The organism is Vicinamibacteria bacterium (assembly GCA_035570235.1).
In the GTDB taxonomy this organism is placed as follows: Bacteria; Acidobacteriota; Vicinamibacteria; order Fen-336; family Fen-336; genus DATMML01.
Genome location: DATMML010000037.1, coordinates 93,179 through 111,687, shown reverse-complemented (window position 1 = coordinate 111,687; position 18,509 = coordinate 93,179). Strand labels below are relative to the sequence as shown.

Sequence of the window (18,509 nt, the reverse complement as noted above, 5' to 3'; positions counted from 1 at the left end):
GAGCAGGCCAGGTGTCTACGCTCACTCTTGACGAGGCCTTCGCCCACTGCGAGGCCCGCGTCAAGGCCCACTACGAAAACTTCCCGGTGGGACTCTTCGTCCCCCGCGAGAAGCGCCGCTACGTGCACGCCCTCTACGCCTTTGCCCGGGCCGCGGACGACTTCGCGGACGAGCGCCTGTACGAGGGGATGCGCCAGGAGAAGCTGGACGAGTGGGAGGCTCGGCTGCACGCCGCCTATCGGGGGGAGGCCGAGGACCCGATCTTTGTCGCCCTGGGGGAGACGGTGCGCCGGCTGGAGGTGCCGAAGGAGCTCCTCCTCGATCTGCTCTCCGCCTTCCGACAGGACACCGTAAAGAGCCGCTACGCAACCTGGGAAGAGCTCCTCGACTACTGCCGGCGCTCCGCGGACCCCGTGGGACGACTCGTCCTCCTGGTGTTTGGCTACCGCGATCCCGAGCTGCTGCCGTTGTCCGACGCCATCTGCACCGGCCTCCAGCTCGCGAACCACTGGCAGGACGTGGCCGTGGACTGGCGCAAGGACCGGGTCTACATCCCGCGAGAGCTCAGCGCCCGCTTCGGGGTGGGGGAGTGGGACCTGAGCGCGGCCCACGTCAGCGACGGCTTCCGCGCCCTCATGGCCGAGCTGGTGGCGCGGACCCGCGCCCTCTTCGCCCGCGGCCGCCCCCTCTGCGACCGGGTGGGACGCGATCTCCGCTTCGAGATGCGGCTGACCTTCTTGGGGGGGGCGGGCATCCTGGACCGCATCGAAGCGGTAGGGGCGGATGTCTTCCGGCGGCGCCCGCGCTTCGGGCCCCTGGACAAGCTGGGCCTCGCCTGGCGGGCCTGGCGCTGGCGGCCATGAGCGTCTCCGCCCGCCTGACCCAGAAGAGCGGCACCAACTTCTACTACGCCTTCCGCCTGCTCCCCGCGCAGAAGCGCCGCGCCATCTTCGCCCTCTATTCCTTTTGCCGCGTGGTGGACGACTGCGTGGACGAGGCGGGGGGGGAGGGGGAGGCGGGCCTCAACCACTGGCTGGAGGAGGTCCACCGCTGCTACCTTGGCCAGCCCACCACCGAGCTCGGCCGCGACCTGGCGGAGTGTCTCTTCCAGTTCCCGATCCCGCGCGCCTGCTTCGAGGACATCGTGGCCGGGTGCCGGATGGACCTCACCACCCGGCGCTACCCCACCTTCGCCGACCTGCGCCTCTACTGCGAGCGGGTGGCTTCGGCGGTGGGCTTGGCCTCCATCGAGATCTTCGGCTACCTGAACCCCGCCACAAGGGACTACGCGGTGGAGCTGGGCCTGGCTCTGCAGCTCACCAACATCCTGCGCGACGTGGCGGTGGACGCGGCCCGCGACCGGCTCTACATCCCCCTCGAGGACCTGGAGCGCTTCCGCGTCTCGGAGACGGAGCTTCGCGAAGCCGCGGCCGCTCCCCCCGCCCGGCGGTCCCCCGGGGTGCACGCCCTCCTGCTCCAGCAGGCGGAGAGGGCCCGCGACCACTACGGGCGCGCCCGCGCTCACCTGCCCGGCGAGGACCGGCGCTCGATGCTGGCGGCGGAGATCATGGGGGCGGTCTACGGCGCCCTCCTCGAGGAGTTGGTCCGACGGGACTTCCCCTGGACGCCCCCCCTCCGGCTCTCGCGTCCGCACAAGGCCTTCCTCGCCCTGCGCACCGTCCCCCGCGTCTACTGGGGCCTATGAGGGTCGTGGTCGCGGGGGGCGGCTTCGCGGGCCTGGCCGCGGCCATCGCGCTCCAGGAGCGCCGTCATTCGGTGACGCTCCTGGAGCGTCGGGGCGTGCTGGGTGGCCGCGCCACCTCCTTCCGGGACGTCCCCTCCGGCGAGGACGTGGACAACGGTACCCACTTGATGGTGGCCGCCTACGCCGCCACCCTCGACCTCGTGCGACGGGCGGGGGCGGAGGACCTGGTTCTGGTCCAGGATGACCTGCACATCGACTACATGGACGAGCGCGGCTACGCGGTCCTCGACTGCCCGCCCCTGGCCGCGCCCCTCCACCTCCTGGTCGGCCTCCTCCGCCTGCGCGTGCCCTGGCGGGTGTGCTGGGACGCGCTGCGGCTGGGCCTGGCCATCCGGTTCGGCGCGCCGCCCGAGGGGATCACGCTGGCCGAGTACTTCCGGAAAACCGGGCAGGGCGGCGAGACCCGTCGCTTGCTCTGGGACCCCCTGGCCCTGGCCATCCTCAACGAGACCCCCGAGCGCGCCGCCGCCGTCCTCTTTTGGAACGTGTACCGGGAGGCGTTCCTCAGCAGCCACCGGGCCTCGCGCCTCATCTTCCTCCGTCAGGGTTACGGCCGGCTCCACGACCGGCTCGCCCGCTATTTCGAGGGCCGCGGGGGGGTGGTCCGGCGGCGGGCCCTGGTGGAAGCCATCGAGGTGACGGGCGGCCGCGCCACCGGCGTCCGCTTCCGGCAACGCGCGGAGACGCGGGCCCAGATCCGGGAGGGGCAGCCCGCGGTGGTCGAGTCCCTGGCCGCGGACGCGGTGGTGGCGGCGGTTCCCTGGCATGCCCTGGGGGAGCTGCTCCCCGAGCCCCTCCGCGGGGAGCCGCCCTTTGCGGGCCTGGCCCGGCTCGCCCGCTCTCCCATCGTGTCGATCGAGATGTGGCTGGACCGCGTGGTGGTGGATCGGCCGATGGTGGGCCTGCGCGACTCCCCGGTCGAGTGGGTCTTCGACAAGGGCCGCCTCTACGGCCGCCGCGGAGCCCCCCAGCACCTGGCCTTCATCGTGAGCGCGGCCAACCGCGTGGTGCCCCGCCCCAACGCGGAGCTGAAGGGGGCCGCGGAAGCCACCCTCAAGCGCTACTTCCCGGCCATGGCCGGGGCCACCGTGCTGCGCTCGCTGGTGATGCGCGAGCCCGACGCCACCTTCGCTTCGGATCCAGCCGCGGAAACGCTCCGTCCCGGGCCCGTCACCCCCGTGCGCGGCTTGTTCCTGGCCGGCGACTGGACGGCGACCGCCCTTCCCGCCACCATCGAGGGCGCGGTCCGCAGCGGCTTTGCCGCGGCCCGCGCGGTGGAAGGACTCTAGATCCGCCGCTTCACGTCCGGGAAGCTCCGCCAGACCGGCACCCCGCAGAAGTGTTCGCCTTCCGTGCAGGTGGGCGTGACCAGGCCGGCGCGGAGCACGCAGGGGGGGCCCATGTAGCGGACGAGGCGGGGGTGGAGCGTCCGCACCTGCTCCAGCTCGTCCATGGAGGCCCGGTAGATCTCCTCCTGGGCGTTAAAGCACGTGCGCATCACCCATTTGTGGCCCAGGTAGAGCAGGCTGCCGCTCTCATGGAAGCGGAGGGCCTTGGCATTGGGGAGCAGGTAGAGGGCCGACTCCTTGGGAACGCCCATCTCCAGGAGCCGGTTCTTGGCCGCCCAGGCCCGGGCCATGGCCTCCTCGTACACCTCGCGCGCTCTCGGGTTTGCGCTCACCAGCGGGGGCGTGACGTAGTCGGGCCGCACGGTGTCGGTCAAGGTCATGAGGGGCCGGGAGGCGGGAACCATGCGGTGGCGCTGGTCTTGGCTGTCCGCGGTGTGGGAGAGGCGCTTCAGGAACGTATAGGTCGAGTGGTGCAGGGCGCGGGACAGGGGGGCGTGAAGGGAGAGCTGCAGGGTCTCCAGGCGGTAGCGGTTCAGGCGGGGGTTTAGGGCGCGCTCCAGGGCTTCATCGTCGGGGAGGGCCTCGGCGCTCAGCCCCAGGACGGCCCGCACCGCCTCCGCCGTGGTCTCCTCGCCCCGCGCCGTGTAGTCCACGAGGAGGGAGGTGCGCGGCCCCAGGCGGGTGTCGATCCGGGCCGCCTCCGCATCGCCGTCCTCCGCTCCCCGGGGGAAGCGGAACTCGACAACCTCCTCCTCGGACAGGGGTCCTTCCCCCACGCGATCGAAGAACTCGGGGTCCAGCGCGCGTACCCGGTCCACCATGGCCGAGACCACGGCCGCGCTCTCCCGCGGGGTGTCCCCCGTGCGCATCATGCGGTGGAGCCGATGCAAGACGATGCCGGAGACGGTGTGCACCATGGAGGTGAAACCGGCCACCGGGATCACATAGCGGGCGGTCTCGATGGCCTTTTTCTCCGCCTCCCGCGCGACCTTCTTTTTCCTCTTCTCGGAGGCGCCCGGGGTCAGATGGCGGAGGTCGGCCAGGATGCCCTGGGTCTCCTCCTTCAGGATCCCGGAGAGCTGGCGGTAGGCCCGCCAGGCCCCCAGCACCGCCTCCTGGTAGACCCTCGAGGCCTCCGCAGCCAGCCCCCCCGGCACGAAGGCCCGCACTTCGTCCAAGCGCACGAAGCGCTGGCTGGACTGCTCGGAGTTGTAGAAGGGGTGGGAGTGGAGGAACGACCACACGAACTGTCGGCTCACGTTCTCGAGGCCGAACTCGAAGTGGGCGTGCTGGTAGACGGTGTGATGGCCGGCGGCGAAGGTCAGGGGCCCGATCGACTCGCGCTGGGCGGGCGTGATCTCCTCCACCCCCACCACCCGCGGCGAGTAGCAGGTGCGGGCGGCCGCCACCGCCCCGTCGTAAGGTCGGGAGGAGGCGTTGCGGAGGGTGACCAGGGGGGGGCCGGTGAGGAGCGGTTCGTCCATGGCCCTTTCACGCCTCGTCGGGATCGGGGGCGGCGTAGGTCCGGAACTCCTTGAAGAACGAGAGGCTCCTCATGTCCGGCATCCGGTCCAGGTAGACGCGGCCGTCCAGGTGATCGCACTCGTGCTGGATCACCCGGGCGAAGAAGCCCTCCGCATCGACCGTGTAAGGCCGACCCTCGCGATCCAGGGCCTCCAGGCGCACTCGCGCGGAGCGGGGGACCAGGCCCCGCAGGTCGGGGATCGACAGGCACCCCTCCCAGCCCGTGAGGGTCTCCGCTCCAAGCCGCGTGAGGACGGGGTTGGCGAGGACGGTGAAGGGCACGGCCTGCTCCGTGCGCTCGTCCGAGGCCTGCACTTCGAGCACGGCCAGGCGGAGGCTGCGGTGGACCTGGGGGGCGGCCAGGCCCACCCCCTCGTACTCGTGCATGGTCTCCTTCATGTCGTCGATGAAGCGCTGGATCTCGGATGAACCCAGCTCGTCGAGGGCGAGATCGCGGGCCGGAGTCCGCACGACGGGGTGGCCGAGGCGCGCGACCTTGAGGATGGACACGCTAGTTGTTGAACCGGTCGAAGTCGGCCGGGCCGCGTGTCCCCGGGAAATCCCGAGCAGGCTCCGTCGCCCCGCTAGCGGTGCCGTGGCAACGCGATTCCAATCGCTTCCGTCTCACGGGGTGATGATACCCCGAAGCCGCCGCGAGCCCCCGAGCCAGGCGCGGCCCCGCCGCTATTGCCCGCGGTCGGACCGAGTGCCCGTGCTATGCTCCTTACGTGATCCGCGCCTTGGCGGCCGTCCTGCCCGTCCCCGCCCTCGTCCTTTCGCTCTTCAGTGGCATCTCTTGTGGCGAGTACGATCGCGCGTCGATGGCTTGCTGTCAGAGCGACGCCGCCGGCTGCCACCAGTCGGGCAAGACTGAGGACTGCTGCCGAAAGACTCCGCCTGCGGGGCGATATGCGATCGCGGCCGCTCAGAGTCCCAACCTGCGCACGGTCTCTGGTCCATGGAGTTCGTTGCCGTCGCTCGGCCTCCCGACCCCGGTTGCCATGGCCCCGCAGTGGCGTTGGGGGCCGCGCCGCGCCTCCTCGCTTGAGGTCGCTCCGGGTCCCTCGCCGCCGTCGAACACCGTTCTTCGCCTCTAAGCCTCTCCTCCGCCTGGCCGTCGCCTGAACGTCCGACCTGGGCCGGCCGTAGGCCTGCCAGGTCTGAGGAGGAGAAACATGAAGCTCCAGATCCTTTCCGTTGGCTTGCTGCTGGCACTCTCCGCCGCCCCCCTGTGGGCTGGTGCGTGCGCGGGCTGATCGAACCCGAACCTGCCGGTCGGCGGGTTCTCGCTGGCGCCTCCGGCGCCGGGCGCCTGGAGGTTGGCGGGCGTCCTGGGAGGCACTCTCACCCATACCGAGCACGTCGCCACCGACGAGGGTGACATCTGGCATGTTCAGGACTTCACCACCGGGCAGATCGGCGTCACCGCCGCCCGCGGCCTAAGGCCTGGCCTCGGCCTCGAGCTCGTGGCCGGCTTTCGCCAAGTCACGAGCCGGGTTCACTTCCTGACTCCCGATCGGCTCCCCGTCGTCCTTCCCCATGGCAGTATCCACCACCGGAACGAGACCCTGATCGGGAGCACCGACGCGGCGGTGTTACTTCATGCGGCTAAGAAGGTCGGGACATGGTCGCTGGCCGGCCGCGCGGGTGTTTCGCTGCCTCTCGGATCGACAGTCGTGAATCCGTTCGCCCTCGGACGCCTCGGGCTTCCTCACGAGCACATCCAGTTCGGGACCGGGACCTTCGATCCGCTCATAGGCCTCGCCGCGGGAAGACGGTTCGGGCAGTTCGCGCTGGTGGCGAGCGTGGACTCTCGAGCCGTGGTCTACGCAAATCACTACGGCTACCGGGCGGGGGATCGGTTCCACGGGAGCGGGTCACTGACTCACCCGATCAGGCGGGGATGGACGGCCACCCTCGGAGTGGACGTCATCCGTGAGAACAGCGAGACCTGGGACGGAAAGAGAGAAACCGAGGGCAATCTCGGCCGCACCGACGGCCTGGTCTCCCTGAGCGTCGGCCGGCCTCTCGGTCGGTCAGGCGGGTGGACGATGACGGCCCAGGTGCCGTTCCTCACGCGGGCGGTCGGCGCCCAAATTCACTACCCACTCATCCTGTCCCTGGGATGGGTTCGATGATGCCGTCTCTTGAGGCCTAACTACTTGTAGAACTCGTAGCGGTCGCCCGCCACGACCTCGATCACGCGGATCGAGGAGTCGCGCAAGATCTGCAGCCCCAGCGATTCGCCGGGCCCCTTGCGCCATATGGCGCGGTAGAGCTCGCGGAGGTTGGAAACGGGCGCGCCGTCCACGGAGAGGATCAAGTCTCCCCGGGCGAGCCGGGCCTTGTCCCCGGGGCCCCCGGGCACGATGCCGTTGATGGCCACGCCGCCGTCGAAGCCCTGCGGGTAAAAACCCACCCAAGCCCGGGGGGGATCCGTGCGCACGCCCTGCTCGCTCTCCATCTCCTCCCGGTGCTGCAGGAAGAGGTCCACCGGAATGGCCAGGCTGTAGCGGCCCACCGCGGCCAGGCCCAGGGAGACGATGCCGATGACCCGCCCGCCGGGGTCGAAAAGGGGAGCTCCCGCCAAGCCTGGGTTGATGGCGGTGGTCATGATGGCCTGGTCCAGCATGTACTCCCAGAAGGCCTCGAAGGGGCCCACCATCGAGATGTGGCCGGTGGCGCCCTTGCGCTCCCGGTCGCTCGTGCAGGTCAGTAGGAAGACGGGCAGGCCGGGCGCCACGGGGCCGCCTTCGCCCAGACGCGCGGGGCGGAGCTCGGGGCCTTCGAGCCGGAGAAGGGCCAGGCCGGTCTCGTGGTTCAGGGCCACTCCCCGCACCCCACGCGGCTTTCCGTCCGCCCCCGTCACCTCCGCCTGCGCCGCTCCCAGGACCAGGTAGTGCGCGGTCAAGACCTGGTCGGGAGCCACCGCCACCCCCGCCCCTAGGCGCTCCTCTCCGAGCACGGCTGCCGAGGGATGCTGAGCGGGGATCTCGCTGCGAAGGAAGACGATCGAGGAGACGGCGGCACGCGGGATCGATACGGGCGAGTCCAGGATCTGGCCTCCTACTCCGGCGGAGGGATTATAGGCTGGGTCAAGTCCTCGAGAGGAGGTCCGGTAGCTCGAGGAGTCTGCTCACCCGGCGGCGTGGCGGGCGGAGACCCCGCGCGTGCCCCCGACCCCGGTCCATCCAGCAGAAGGCGACACCCGCCCGCGCGGCGGCCCCTCCGTCCGTCCCCACGTCGTCCCCCACGAAGAGGGCCTGGGCCGGGGAGTGCCCCAGCGCGGTGAGGGCGACGCCGAGGATGCGGGGATCGGGCTTGGCGAAGCCGCAGCCCTCCGAGGTGACCACCACCTGGAAGAATTGCTCCAGCCGGGCCGCCCGCAGCCGCGCTCGCTGGACGCGATCGATGCCGTTGGTCACGACCCCCAGCCCGTGGCGGGCCGAAAGGCGGGCCAGGGTGGGCCGGCAGCCGGGCAGGCGGTCACCACGCTCGGACAGGTGATCGAGGTAGGCCCGGCCGAGGCGAGGCGCCCGCCGGTGGTCGCCCCCCAGGAACTCGAGCAGCCGCCGGAAGCGCTCCACCGCCAATACCGGCTGGGCGATTCCCCCGCGGCGGTAGAGGGCCCAGAGCTCATCGTTGATGCGGCGGTACTCGCGCAAGGCGGAGCGGCTCAAGGGCAGACCCAGCTGGGCGAGGGCGGCGCGGAGCGCCGCTCTCTCGGCCCGGTCGAAATCGAGCAGGGTGTTGTCGAGGTCGAAGAGGACGGAGCGGAAACGGGCCAGGGGGGGCTACTTAGCGCGGTAAGTGATGAGGCCGCGCTTGAGGTCGTAGGGGGATACGCCCACGGTAACGCGGTCGCCTGCGATCACGCGAATCCGGAACTGCCGCATCTTGCCATTGAGCCGGGCTAGGACCTCGTGGTTCTCGCCGCACTTGACCTTGTAGTTGCCGCCGGCCAAGACCTCCGTCACCACTCCCTGCAATTCGATTAAGTCTTCCTTGCTCATCCACGCTCCTCACTCCATTATCGCTTCACTTCCCCGTGCGCGTCCAGTCCACGAGCCCGGCCCGGGTCGCGGGCTGGCAGCGCGGGCAGAAGTAGGCGTCCATGCCCTTCACGCCCGCGACGCGGATCTTGCCGCCGCAGCGCGGGCAGCGCTCCTTCAACCGGACCTTCAAAAAGTCGCGCACCTTCACGTCGATGGGCTCTCCGCGCCGTGCGACCTCCGCCACCGCCTCCTTCATCACGGTCACGATCGCCTCGTGGAGGTGAACAGCGTCCGCGTGGGAGAGGGACCGGCACCAGGTCTTGGGATGGATTCCGGCTGCGAAGAGCACCTCGTCGGCGTAAGCGTTGCCCAGGCTGTCGAGGGCCTTCTTGTCGAGGAGAAAGGCCCGCACTTGATCGCGCCGATGCTTGAGCAGGCTCACGAACCGCTCCCGCGTGAACTCCGGGGACAGGACGTCGACCCCACCCGTCTGGAGCCCGGGAATGGCTCCCCAGTCGTCGGCCCCGATCAGGTAGGCCTTGCCCATCTTCTTGTCGTCGAGATAGCGAAGCTCGAGATCGCCGAAGCCGAGGGCGAAGGCCAGCGATGCCTCGTCTTTCTGCCCCGGGGCGGCTAGCCGGAAGCGCCCGGCCAGCATGGGGTTCACGGCGAGGTCCAGGCCCTCGAAGCGGAAGGCGAGGAAGTGGGACCTTCGCCCGAGGTCGGCGAGCTTACGGCCCAGCAGGAGGGACAGGTTCCCGCGCACCGCGTAACGGAGGACCACCGGCTCCTTGACGCGCTCTGCGGTCACGTGCCGGCCGAGCAGCGTCTCCCGGAGGCTCGTGAGGATGTAGAGCAGGTCCGGCAGCTCGGGCATGGAGCGCCCATTCTACCTTCCCGCCGCGTTCCCTCCGCGCCGGTCGGGGGAGCGGAAGCGCGTCACTCTCTCAAGAACGGCGATCCCAAACCGCGCTCGCGCCGACGGGGTTGGCCGCTCTCCGAGGGCTCCCTACCGCGTCCGGGTGCCGTACTGCTCGGCCACGTGGAGGTCGAAAGGCCCGTGCTTCGGGTTCCTCGCGAAGCCCCGGAAGTGGGCCTGGCAGCGGTAGCAGACGCTTATCTCGGGCAGGATCATATATAGGATGGCGTCGACGAGCGCGGCCACGAAGAGGCTCGAGTAGAAGGGGGTGAAAGGGGCGAGGGCGGCGCCCAAGCCCACGATCGCGAGCCCCGCCTTCTGGTTGAAGTCCCGCTGGACGTAGAGTTGTTCCCCGCCGCAGGCGGGGCATCGGTCCACCAGTCCCTGCTCGAGCAGGGAAGAGGAGGTGGTCAGGATCGTCTCCGCCCCGCAGGAGGAGCAGCGGGCCCGGCCGTCGGGGCCCGCCCGGGCCTCCCCCCCGCATCGGGGGCAGGCAAAAGCGATCTCGGGCGGCCGCCTCACAACGGGAAGCCCGCGGCCACGCTCAGGTACTGGGCGAGAAGCTCTCCCGCCATGACGAGGAACAGCTGGACGTAGAGGATCCCGGTGGCGGACTGCGTAGAGCGGATTTCCACCGTCTTCCAGATGAACCATACAAGGCAGAGCGGGCCCGCGATCCCGAAGAGCAACCGCATCCAAACGAAGATCCCGTCGGGGCTCCAGAGGCCCCCCGCGATGAGGCGGGCCTCCGCGTATCCGGCTTGGCTGGGGCCGGCCAGGGCCACCCCTACCACCCCCGCGCGCATCACGAGGGCCACCACGAGGCCCACGGTCAAGCGCCTGAGGGCGGTGATCGGTAAGTCCAGGACCACGAGATAGAAGTGGCCCAGGATCATGGCGGAGGCCGCCGCTCCCAGCAGGAGGAGCGAGGTGAGGTCGCTGGCGAGGAAGACGGGGCCGGGGGCGCCCAGGACGACGGCCGTAAGCCCGGCGGCCAGGGCCCCCGCCAAGAACGGCCCCCGCAGAGGCTTCCAGCCAAAGTGCCAGGCGCGGTTGTAGAGGACGGTGAAAAGGACCAAGGCCACGGTCGCCAGAAGTAGGGCGCGATAGGCGGAGTTCGCGGGGGCTCCCGGCCCGGCCGCGAGCCCGAAGCGGCGGTAAAGCAGACCCAGGGCGGCGGTGGTCAGAGTGGCGGCGGCGGCGGAGCAGAACTTGAAGAAAGTCACCCCCGCGCGCGCAGGAACAAGGGGGAGTGTGGCCAGCAGGCCCAGGGAGAGGTGCAGCAGGAAAAGGTAGAAGACCGGGGTCACCGGACCTCGGCCGCGGTCGTGGGCGAGGGCAACCCGGCCAGGACCGCCTCGATTGCGGTCCGCTCGGGTGACGCCGGGCCGAAGGGGTCGAGGGGAGGGCCGGGGTGCGGGCAACGGCCCCGGCGCTGATGCTCCTCCACGTCGCCCCGAAATCGGGTCAGGAGTCCGGTTACAGAACCCGCGGCGGTCCGGCTGTGGGCACAGTATCCGTGGCTGGCCATGAAGCCCGACACCTCGCCGAGGTCGGTCAGGTCCCTCGCCCGGGCCTCTCCCGCCTCCACGGCTCGCACGATCCGGCCCAGGCTCGATGTGCCGACCGTGCACGGTGGGCATTGGCCACAGGACTCGCGCTCGAAAAAGGCGGCCAGCGAGGCCGCTACGCCGAGCGGGCAGGCGGACACGCCCAGGACCAGCACGGACGCCGTTCCCAGGGCGGAGCCCGAGGCCCGGAGTGCGTCGGGATCGAGGGGCGTGTCGGCCTGGGCGGCGCTCAGGGGAGCTCCGGAGGGTCCGGCCGGGAAGATCATGCCCAGACCATCCGGTGCGCCCCCGCCCTCCTCCTCGATCAGGCGGCGCAGCGGGGTGCCGAGTGGAACCTCGTAGATGCCCGGCCGCCGCACGTGACCCCAGAGCGAGACGAGCGTCGACTCGGTGCGGCGGAAGCGTTCGGGATCGTCGACCGCCGCGGGCACCCGGGCCAGGGTTTCGACGTTCTGGACCAAGGTCGGCCGCCCGCGAAAGCCGACGGCGGCGGGGAGAGGGGGCTTCGGCCGTGGCCAAGGCCGACGGTCCTCGAGAGCCTCCAGCACGGCCGTCTCTTCTCCGCTGATGTAGCCATCATCGCCGTGGCGGACCTCGACCGTGAGATCGGCAAGCTGAGCCTCGCGGAGGGCGGCGCGCAGAGCCGCCGCCGGCCCCGCGAACGACCCCTTCAGGAAGATGACCGCCTCCCTAGCCCCCACCGCGCGGGCCGCAAGGGCCAGGCCCCGGACGACCTCCCCCGGCCGCGTGGTCATGAGGAACCGGTCTTTCACAGATCCCGGCTCCCCCTCCGCCCCGTTCGCGACCAGGAAGGAGTCTCCTTCTTCAGCGCGGACGGCCTGCCATTTCCGGCCGGTAGGGAACCAGCCCCCGCCCCGTCCCCTCAACCCGGACGCGATGACGCGACGTATCAGCTCCGGTCCGTCGCTGGTGGCCATGAGTTCACCCAGGAGCCCCTCCCCGCGCCATTTTGAGCGCTTGACGGTGCGAACCGGGCAGCCGTTTGCGACGAATCGGGGGCTGCCTAGGGTTATTGGACCCGACTCGGCGTCGGTTCGTAGTATCGTAGCACTCGGAGTCGGCCGTCTGACCGGCCACGGCCAGCATGGCCCGTAAACTAGAGCAGGTGGAACGGCGGAACCCCGCTAGGCGGAGCATGAGCAGCCCCTCAAAGGCGCCCTCGCATCTCAATTCTAATAATGATGGCCTCGTGGAGGGGCCTCGGGACCAAGCTTCACAAAAAAGTCCAGATGAGGTAAGATGGAGTTGTCGAGGTCGAGCCGGGTTTCCGCCTGCTTGCGGAGGCTTGCGGTCAGATCTCGGGATGAGGAGAGCTGACCGATGATCAACCTCACCGTGAACGCTGCCCAGAAGGTGAAGGGCATCCTGGAGCAGGAGAAGGCGAACATCCCCCAGGGTGGACTCCGAATCTACGTGCAGGGCGGCGGTTGTTCCGGCTTCTCGTACGGAATGGTGCTGGACGAAGCCGCGGACGGCGACCAGGTCTTCGAGGCGGAGGGCGTGAAGGTCATTGTGGACCCCATGAGCATGCGCTACCTCGAGGGGGCCGAGGTCGACTACAAGGAAGACCTGATGGGGGGCGGCTTCGCCATCAAGAATCCGAACGCGACATCCACCTGCGGCTGCGGCCATTCGTTCAACGCCGGCGGCGAAGGTGGCGGCGGGGGTCATCACCACTGAGGCTGGGCTACGGGGCGGCCGGCTTCAGACCGGCCGCCACGGCGTGCGCGAGGCCGGGGACGCTTGACGCATCCCGGTAACCCTCGTGAAGCCTCTTCCCGGCCTTCTTCCGCTTTTCCCTCTGCCGAACGTCGTGCTGTTCCCGCAGATGCCCATGCCCCTGCACGTCTTCGAGCCGCGCTATCGAAAGATGGTGGCGGACGCCCTGGACAGCCACCGAACCATCGGCATGACGCTCCTGCAGCCGGGCTGGGAGCCCCACTACCAGGGCCGACCCTCGGTCTACGGGGTGGGTTGCGCAGGGGTCATCGAGCAGAGTGAGCCGCTCGAACAGGGACGGTACAATATTTTGTTGCGGGGGACGGTGCGCTTCCGGATCCGCGAGGAGCACGAGGGCGAACTCTACCGGCTGGCCGCGGTGGACGCCCTGCCCGAGGGAATGGGAGACACCGCTTCGCTCGAGGCCATGCGCCGGCGGGTCCTCGCCGCGATCGGCAAGGCCTCGGATGGCCCCGTCTCCCTGGTGCTCCAAACCGAGCTGCCCCACGACGTGTTCGTGAACGCCCTTTGCCAGACCCTCACCCTAGCCCCGGTTGAGCGACAGTCGCTCCTGGACTGCGACAGCATCCTCGCCCGCTACGCGCGCCTGCTCGAGATCCTGGACTTCCTGCTGCTCGAGCAGACCTACGGCCTGGGCAAGACCACCCACTAAGCCGCCCCGTTTGGGGGAGATCCAGTGGGCCCTCACCCCTTGCCGGGGGACTCCAGCCATCCGGCTAGCGCTTCGTGCTTCTTGGCCCGAGCCAGATCGGCTGCGGTTCGGCCATCGTCGGCGCGGGCGTCCCGCTCGGCCCCGTGGGCAATCAGCAGGCGCGCGATCGCCTCCTGTCCAGCCGCGGCCGCCTCGTGCAGGGGAGTGATGCCGGCCTCCTGTTGCCGCTTGGGGTCCGCCCCCGCTCTGAGCAACGCCTCGACGATCTCGGCATCCGGCCGGGCCGTGGCCGCGTGCAGGGGGGCCACCCGCTGCGCGTTCTTTGAGGCCGCGTTCACGTCCGCCCCTTTCTCGATGAGCAGCCGGACGATGTCCCGGTGGCCGAAGAAGCACGCCAATCCGAGGGGGGTGTGGCCGTCGGGAGAGTAGGAGCGTAGGGCCGCGCTGTCCTCGGCCAGGATCTGCGAGACCCGATCCAGTCGGCCCAGGGCACAGCTCTCGAAGAGGCTCAAGACGGCACCCCGGGCCAGGAAGGCTTGGGCGATCTCTGGTTGCCGGTAGTAGACGGCGAGCAGTATGGCGGACACGCCCTCATCCGTCTGCGCTCTGAGGAGGGCCGGGTTGTCGTCCAGTAGCCGGTTGACGGCCGGGGCGTCGCCCTTCTTCACGGCCTCGATGAGAGTTTGCCGGACTTCGGTCATGACTCCGCCTCCTTCGGGCCTCCCCGGCCCGCCGACGCCTCCATTCTGCGGCCGGGGGCGGGGCTGCTTCTTCTTAGCTCTTGCTTTTTTCCGTCTGGGCCGAGCGGAACTGGCGGGGGAGAGGCCAAAGCGGCTGCCCCCCAGCAGGGCCATCACGCCCAGGTATACAGGCCCCTGAACCGCAGGTCATAAGATCGTCCCTACCCACGTCGGGGGGCCCGGCCCATAGCCCCCCGACTTTTTTTGCGGCTCGGCGTCTAAGGGCTTGCATGAGTAGCTTTTTTCGAGGAGGTCGCATGCCACGCTGGATTGGATTGACCATAGGGATTTCCGCACTGGTCGCGGCCGGGTTCGCCCCCGGGGCGTCCGGGGCGGAAGGGCGCCGGGTACAGGTCGTCCGCATGGGCGGGGCCCACCTAGGCGTCCAGCTCGCGGACGTGGGCAAGTCGGACGTCGCCAAGCTCAAGCTGTCCGAAGAGCGCGGAGCCCTCGTGAAGTCCGTCGACTCCGACACCCCGGCCGAGAAGGCCGGGCTCAAGGAAGGGGACGTGATCCTCCGCTACCAGGGGGAGGCAGTGCAGGGCGCGGTCCAACTGGCTCGCCTCGTCCGGGAGACTCCGCCCGGCCGCACGGTCGGCTTGGAGGTGAGCCGCGGGGGAGCCGTCCACAAGCTCTCCGCCACGCTGGAGGAAGGGAAGGACGCCGCTTTCCGGCTGGGCGACCTCGAGGTTCCGAACCTGGTCCTGCCCAATATGCCCCACATGCCGCCCATGCCCCCCATGCCGCCCGGTACTCTCCGCTGGGAAGACGGGGCCGGGGGCAAGGGACGGACCATGCTCTTCCGCCACGGGCATGGCCCGCGGAGGCTCGGCATCGAGTATCAAGAGGTCTCCGGTCAGCTCGCCCACTACTTCCGCCTGCCCGACGACCGGGGTCTGCTCGTGACCAGCGTGGACGAGGACGGACCCGCGGGCAAGGCGGGGCTGAAGGCCGGCGACGTGATCCTCAAGTTCGGGGGCAAGGACGTGCGGGACGGGGAGGACCTGCGGCATGAGGTGATGCACGCGGCCAGCCAGGAGGTCACGATCACCGTGCAGCGCGACGGCAAGCCCCTGGACCTCAAGCTCCAGTTGGGCGCGCTGGAGCCGCGGCGCGACGAGGAGACGACATAGAGCGGCCGCGAGTCTTCAGGGCTCCGTCACCCTCGGCGTGGGGGGCGTCAACGCCTCCAAGTCGAGCACGAGCAGCGTCCCCCCGATGGCCAGCGCGGGGCCGAGGAGAAGGTTGGCGACGGGCACGACCAGCGTGATCAGGCCAGCAAGCCCGAAACCGAGGCTCTCCGCCCGCCAGTCCTTGTGCCAGGCCTGGCGGGCCCGGAAGCCGAGGCCGCGCTGGCCGAGCGGCTCCGCGGTGAGCCGCTCGGTCAGGGCGTGGGCGCCCCAGAGCGTGGCGAGGATCGGTCCCGCGAGGGGAACGAGGCCGACCAGAAAGACCCCCGGGGCCGCAGCCAGGAAGTAGAGCGAGCCCTGGAGGGACGCGAGGGCCTCCGGGCGCGGCCGGGGCTCGCGGTCCTTCCCTGCGTTTCCCAGCTGCGACTCCACCCGACGGGAGAGGCGGTCCAGGAGGGGAGCCGCGACCAGGAAAGCCACCGCCAGGCCCAGCAACATCCCCGCTTGCAGCATGCCCAGCCAGCGCAGGAGGGTCATGAGGAGGCCGAGGCCGGAGGGAATCCGCTCCCGCCCGGGAGACAGCGCACCCTCCACAAAGGGGCCCGCGAAAGCGGCGAGCAGGAGACCTCCGGCCAGGGAGATCACGACGAGCAGGGCGGGGAGCACGGCGAGAGGCCAGAAAGATGGGTTCCGCAGGAGGAAGGCGAAGCCGGCGGGAACGTGCCAGGCTCCGGCCGCCGCCCGGCGGAGGAGGCCAGGTCGCGGGATCCTGGCCAGGATCGGCTCGGACACCGGTTGAGCCTATCAGAGTTTTCCGGACCGGCCAGAGACCGCGCACCTGCTTGACAGTTCGCGGGCGCGGCGTGGGAGAATGCCGCCGCCATGGACGACGTGCTGGCCGTGATCCTGGGCGGCGGGAGGGGGTCACGGCTGTTCCCCTTGACCCTGCATCGCTCCAAGCCCGCCGTTCCCATCGCCGGAAAGTACCGGCTCATCGATATTCCCGTCAGCAACTGCTTGAACTCCAACCTCCGTCGGATCTTCGTCCTTACCCAGTACAACTCGGAGAGCCTGAACAAGCACCTGAACTCAACCTACAAGTTCGACATCTTCTCCTCTGGCTTTGTCACCGTGCTCGCGGCGGAGCAGACGGAGGAGAGCCCGGAGTGGTTCCAGGGGACCGCGGACGCGGTACGCCAGTGCCTGCGCCACCTCCGCACCCAGGGTTTTCGCGATGCCCTCATCCTTTCCGGTGACCAGCTGTACCAGATGGACTACCGCAGGATGCTGGAGACCCACCGGCGCCACCTGGCGGACGCCACCGTGGCCGTGACCCCCGTGACCGCCGAACAAGCCCCCGCCTTCGGGATCCTCAAGATGAACCGCCAGGGGCGCATCGTCCACTTCGAGGAGAAGCCGGGGCCGGATCGCCTGGAGGACCTGGTCTCCCACCTGCCTAGCATTGGCCCCACTTATCTCGCCTCGATGGGGATCTACCTCTTCGGCCGCGAGGCCCTGGAGCGATCGCTCAAGGATCCTGCCCTGGTGGACTTCGGTCGGCACGTGATCCCCCACGCCCTGGGCGAGATGCGGGTCCACGCCCATCCCTACCGTGGCTATTGGGAGGACGTGGGGACCATCTCCTCCTATTACGAGGCGAACCTGGCACTCTGCCAACCTGTCCCACCCTTCGACTTCTACGAGGCCTCCCGTCCCGTCTACACCCACCCGCGCTTCCTGCCCGCCACCAAAATAGAGCACTGCGTGGTGACGAGCGCGCTCATCTCCGAGGGCAGCATCGTCGTGGGGGCCCAGGTCGAGCGGTCGCTGATCGGGATCCGCAGCCGCATCGGCCGGGGCACGCAGGTCCGCGACAGCCTCATCCTAGGGGCCGATTACTATGAGACCCTCGACGAGATCGAGCGTGCGAACGCGCGGGGTCTGCCCCCCCTGGGGATCGGCCCCGACACCGTGATCGAAAAGGCGATCGTGGACAAGAACGCCCGCATCGGCAGGGGGGTTCGCATCGTGAACCAGGCCCAAGAGCGGGAGCGGGACGGCATCGGCTACTACATCCGGGACGGGATCGTGGTCGTGCCCAAGCAGGCCATCATCCCCGAAGGGACGGTGATATGAGCGCAATCGACCTGGGACCCTACCACCCCATCGTCGTCCACTTTGCCATCGGCCTGCTCGCGGCGGGCGTGGTCCTGCGCTGGCTCTCGTTGACCGGACGCCTGGCCTTCGCGGGCGGGGCCGCCCTCTGCCTCATCCTGGCCGGCGCCCTAGCCGCGATGGTGGCGGTGGAGTCTGGGCAGGCCGCCCACGGGCCGGTGGAGCGGATCCCCGGGGTGGCAGACGCGGTCGTGGACCACGAGCAATGGGGCATGTTGACGCGCACGATGTTCCTGGCTGTCGCGGGCGTCGAGATCATCGCCCTCCTCCTGGGCCGCTGGGGCAAGGAGCGCTACGCGCTCATCGCCTCGGGCATCCTCGGTCTAGGCGCACTCTTCTGCCTCTATGAGGCGGGCTCGTACGGGGGCCGGCTGGTCTATTCCTACGCGGGTGGGGTGGGCATACGCACCGGCGATCCCGCAGACGTGGGCCGGCTGCTGCTGGCCGGCATCTACAACCAGATCCAGGTCGACCGCAAGGGGGGCCGGTCTGCGGATGCGGCCCGCCTGGCGGAAGAAGCCGCGCGGCGATTCCCCGGGGATCCCGGCGTCCAGATCATGGCCGCCGAGTCCAAGCTCCTCGACGGGCACGACCCCGCGGGCGCCTTGGACATGCTGGGTCGGCTCGTCGTTCCCTCGTCCAACCGCCGGCTGCGTCTGCAACAGGGCTTCCTGCTTGCGGACGCCCTCGAAGCGGCCGGCCAGAAGGAGGGAGCCCGGGCGCACCTGCAGTCCCTGCTCCCGGACTTCCCGAACAGCGAGCGGCTCAAGAAGAGGCTGCAGGCTCCGTAGTGTCCCTAGTTCCCGTCCCGCTGCTAACCCGTCCGAGTTCGAGGTGAGCCGCGCCCGTGGACGCACGCCTCCCAAGAAGAGGGTCCGCGCCCCCAAGCTTCGCGAGGTTCTGGAGTAGGCCTGGCGACAGGTCGCGC

General features: G+C 69.7%; 20 protein-coding genes. 9 read left to right on the top strand and 11 right to left on the bottom strand.

The window, feature by feature from the left end:
• Positions 1 to 11: 11 nt before the first annotated feature.
• Genes hpnC through hpnE form a run of 3 tightly spaced genes read left to right on the top strand, consistent with a single transcriptional unit; the run spans position 12 to position 3,054 of the window.
• The gene (hpnC, locus tag VN461_06270; GenBank protein HXB54369.1) at positions 12 to 863 is read left to right on the top strand and encodes a squalene synthase HpnC; all 852 of its coding nucleotides are present in this window, start codon (positions 12 to 14) and stop codon (positions 861 to 863) included.
• Positions 860 to 1,705: a presqualene diphosphate synthase HpnD gene (gene hpnD, locus VN461_06265; GenBank protein HXB54368.1), complete on the top strand. Its 846-nt coding sequence runs from the start codon at positions 860 to 862 to the stop codon at positions 1,703 to 1,705. The genes hpnC and hpnD overlap by 4 nt, the downstream gene beginning before the upstream one ends.
• Positions 1,702 to 3,054, top strand: a complete 1,353-nt coding sequence (hpnE, locus tag VN461_06260; protein ID HXB54367.1) for a hydroxysqualene dehydroxylase HpnE — start codon at positions 1,702 to 1,704, stop codon at positions 3,052 to 3,054. Before hpnD ends, hpnE begins: the two co-directional genes overlap by 4 nt.
• On the opposite strand, the gene VN461_06255 is transcribed toward hpnE, so the two are convergent.
• Together VN461_06255 and def are read right to left on the bottom strand one after the other, a co-directional pair.
• Positions 3,051 to 4,598: an FAD-dependent thymidylate synthase gene (locus VN461_06255; GenBank protein HXB54366.1), complete on the bottom strand. Its 1,548-nt coding sequence runs from the start codon at positions 4,596 to 4,598 to the stop codon at positions 3,051 to 3,053. The genes hpnE and VN461_06255 overlap by 4 nt on opposite strands.
• Positions 4,599 to 4,605: 7 nt before the next feature.
• Entirely contained in the window at positions 4,606 to 5,148 is a 543-nt protein-coding gene (gene def / locus VN461_06250; protein ID HXB54365.1) for a peptide deformylase, read from the bottom strand.
• A gap of 809 nt (positions 5,149 to 5,957) precedes the next feature.
• Here def and VN461_06245 point away from each other — a divergent pair.
• Positions 5,958 to 6,776, top strand: coding sequence for a hypothetical protein (locus VN461_06245; protein ID HXB54364.1), 819 nt, complete (start codon positions 5,958 to 5,960; stop codon positions 6,774 to 6,776).
• A gap of 20 nt (positions 6,777 to 6,796) precedes the next feature.
• Here VN461_06245 and VN461_06240 read toward each other — a convergent pair whose 3' ends face one another.
• The 7 genes from VN461_06240 to VN461_06210 all read right to left on the bottom strand — a co-directional run bounded on the left by VN461_06240 (position 6,797) and on the right by VN461_06210 (position 12,061).
• Positions 6,797 to 7,603, bottom strand: a complete 807-nt coding sequence (locus tag VN461_06240) for a trypsin-like peptidase domain-containing protein (GenBank protein HXB54363.1) — start codon at positions 7,601 to 7,603, stop codon at positions 6,797 to 6,799.
• Between the two features lie 130 nt (positions 7,604 to 7,733).
• Positions 7,734 to 8,426 carry an HAD-IA family hydrolase gene (locus VN461_06235; protein HXB54362.1) on the bottom strand — a complete coding sequence of 231 codons (693 nt, stop codon included), beginning with the start codon at positions 8,424 to 8,426 and terminating at the stop codon, positions 7,734 to 7,736.
• Between the two features lie 6 nt (positions 8,427 to 8,432).
• Positions 8,433 to 8,651, bottom strand: coding sequence for a translation initiation factor IF-1 (infA, locus tag VN461_06230; protein HXB54361.1), 219 nt, complete (start codon positions 8,649 to 8,651; stop codon positions 8,433 to 8,435).
• A gap of 25 nt (positions 8,652 to 8,676) precedes the next feature.
• Positions 8,677 to 9,510: a DNA-formamidopyrimidine glycosylase family protein gene (locus VN461_06225; GenBank protein HXB54360.1), complete on the bottom strand. Its 834-nt coding sequence runs from the start codon at positions 9,508 to 9,510 to the stop codon at positions 8,677 to 8,679.
• Positions 9,511 to 9,642: 132 nt separating this feature from the next.
• Positions 9,643 to 10,074 carry a hypothetical protein gene (locus VN461_06220; protein HXB54359.1) on the bottom strand — a complete coding sequence of 144 codons (432 nt, stop codon included), beginning with the start codon at positions 10,072 to 10,074 and terminating at the stop codon, positions 9,643 to 9,645.
• On the bottom strand, positions 10,071 to 10,862 hold the full coding sequence (locus VN461_06215) for a hypothetical protein (GenBank protein HXB54358.1): 792 nt from the start codon (positions 10,860 to 10,862) through the stop codon (positions 10,071 to 10,073). Before VN461_06215 ends, VN461_06220 begins: the two co-directional genes overlap by 4 nt.
• Positions 10,859 to 12,061 carry an NADH-ubiquinone oxidoreductase-F iron-sulfur binding region domain-containing protein gene (locus VN461_06210; GenBank protein HXB54357.1) on the bottom strand — a complete coding sequence of 401 codons (1,203 nt, stop codon included), beginning with the start codon at positions 12,059 to 12,061 and terminating at the stop codon, positions 10,859 to 10,861. Before VN461_06210 ends, VN461_06215 begins: the two co-directional genes overlap by 4 nt.
• Positions 12,062 to 12,464: 403 nt before the next feature.
• Here VN461_06210 and erpA point away from each other — a divergent pair, with 403 nt between their 5' ends.
• Both erpA and VN461_06200 read left to right on the top strand, forming a co-directional pair.
• A complete protein-coding gene (gene erpA, locus VN461_06205) occupies positions 12,465 to 12,824 on the top strand; it encodes an iron-sulfur cluster insertion protein ErpA (protein ID HXB54356.1) in 360 nt (119 codons plus the stop codon).
• Between the two features lie 85 nt (positions 12,825 to 12,909).
• Complete coding sequence (locus tag VN461_06200) at positions 12,910 to 13,536, top strand: LON peptidase substrate-binding domain-containing protein (protein HXB54355.1); 627 nt, start codon at positions 12,910 to 12,912, stop codon at positions 13,534 to 13,536.
• 32 nt (positions 13,537 to 13,568) lie between these two features.
• Here VN461_06200 and VN461_06195 read toward each other — a convergent pair whose 3' ends face one another.
• Entirely contained in the window at positions 13,569 to 14,237 is a 669-nt protein-coding gene (locus VN461_06195; protein ID HXB54354.1) for an ankyrin repeat domain-containing protein, read from the bottom strand.
• 296 nt (positions 14,238 to 14,533) lie between these two features.
• Here VN461_06195 and VN461_06190 point away from each other — a divergent pair, with 296 nt between their 5' ends.
• Positions 14,534 to 15,409: a PDZ domain-containing protein gene (locus VN461_06190; protein HXB54353.1), complete on the top strand. Its 876-nt coding sequence runs from the start codon at positions 14,534 to 14,536 to the stop codon at positions 15,407 to 15,409.
• Positions 15,410 to 15,424: 15 nt separating this feature from the next.
• Here the strand turns inward: VN461_06190 and VN461_06185 are convergent, their stop codons facing one another.
• Complete coding sequence (locus VN461_06185; protein ID HXB54352.1) at positions 15,425 to 16,198, bottom strand: EI24 domain-containing protein; 774 nt, start codon at positions 16,196 to 16,198, stop codon at positions 15,425 to 15,427.
• 90 nt (positions 16,199 to 16,288) lie between these two features.
• Between VN461_06185 and VN461_06180 the strand changes: the two genes are divergently transcribed.
• Both VN461_06180 and VN461_06175 read left to right on the top strand, forming a co-directional pair.
• A complete protein-coding gene (locus tag VN461_06180; GenBank protein ID HXB54351.1) occupies positions 16,289 to 17,542 on the top strand; it encodes a glucose-1-phosphate adenylyltransferase in 1,254 nt (417 codons plus the stop codon).
• A complete protein-coding gene (locus VN461_06175) occupies positions 17,539 to 18,372 on the top strand; it encodes a DUF2231 domain-containing protein (GenBank protein ID HXB54350.1) in 834 nt (277 codons plus the stop codon). Before VN461_06180 ends, VN461_06175 begins: the two co-directional genes overlap by 4 nt.
• Positions 18,373 to 18,509 lie beyond the last annotated feature (137 nt).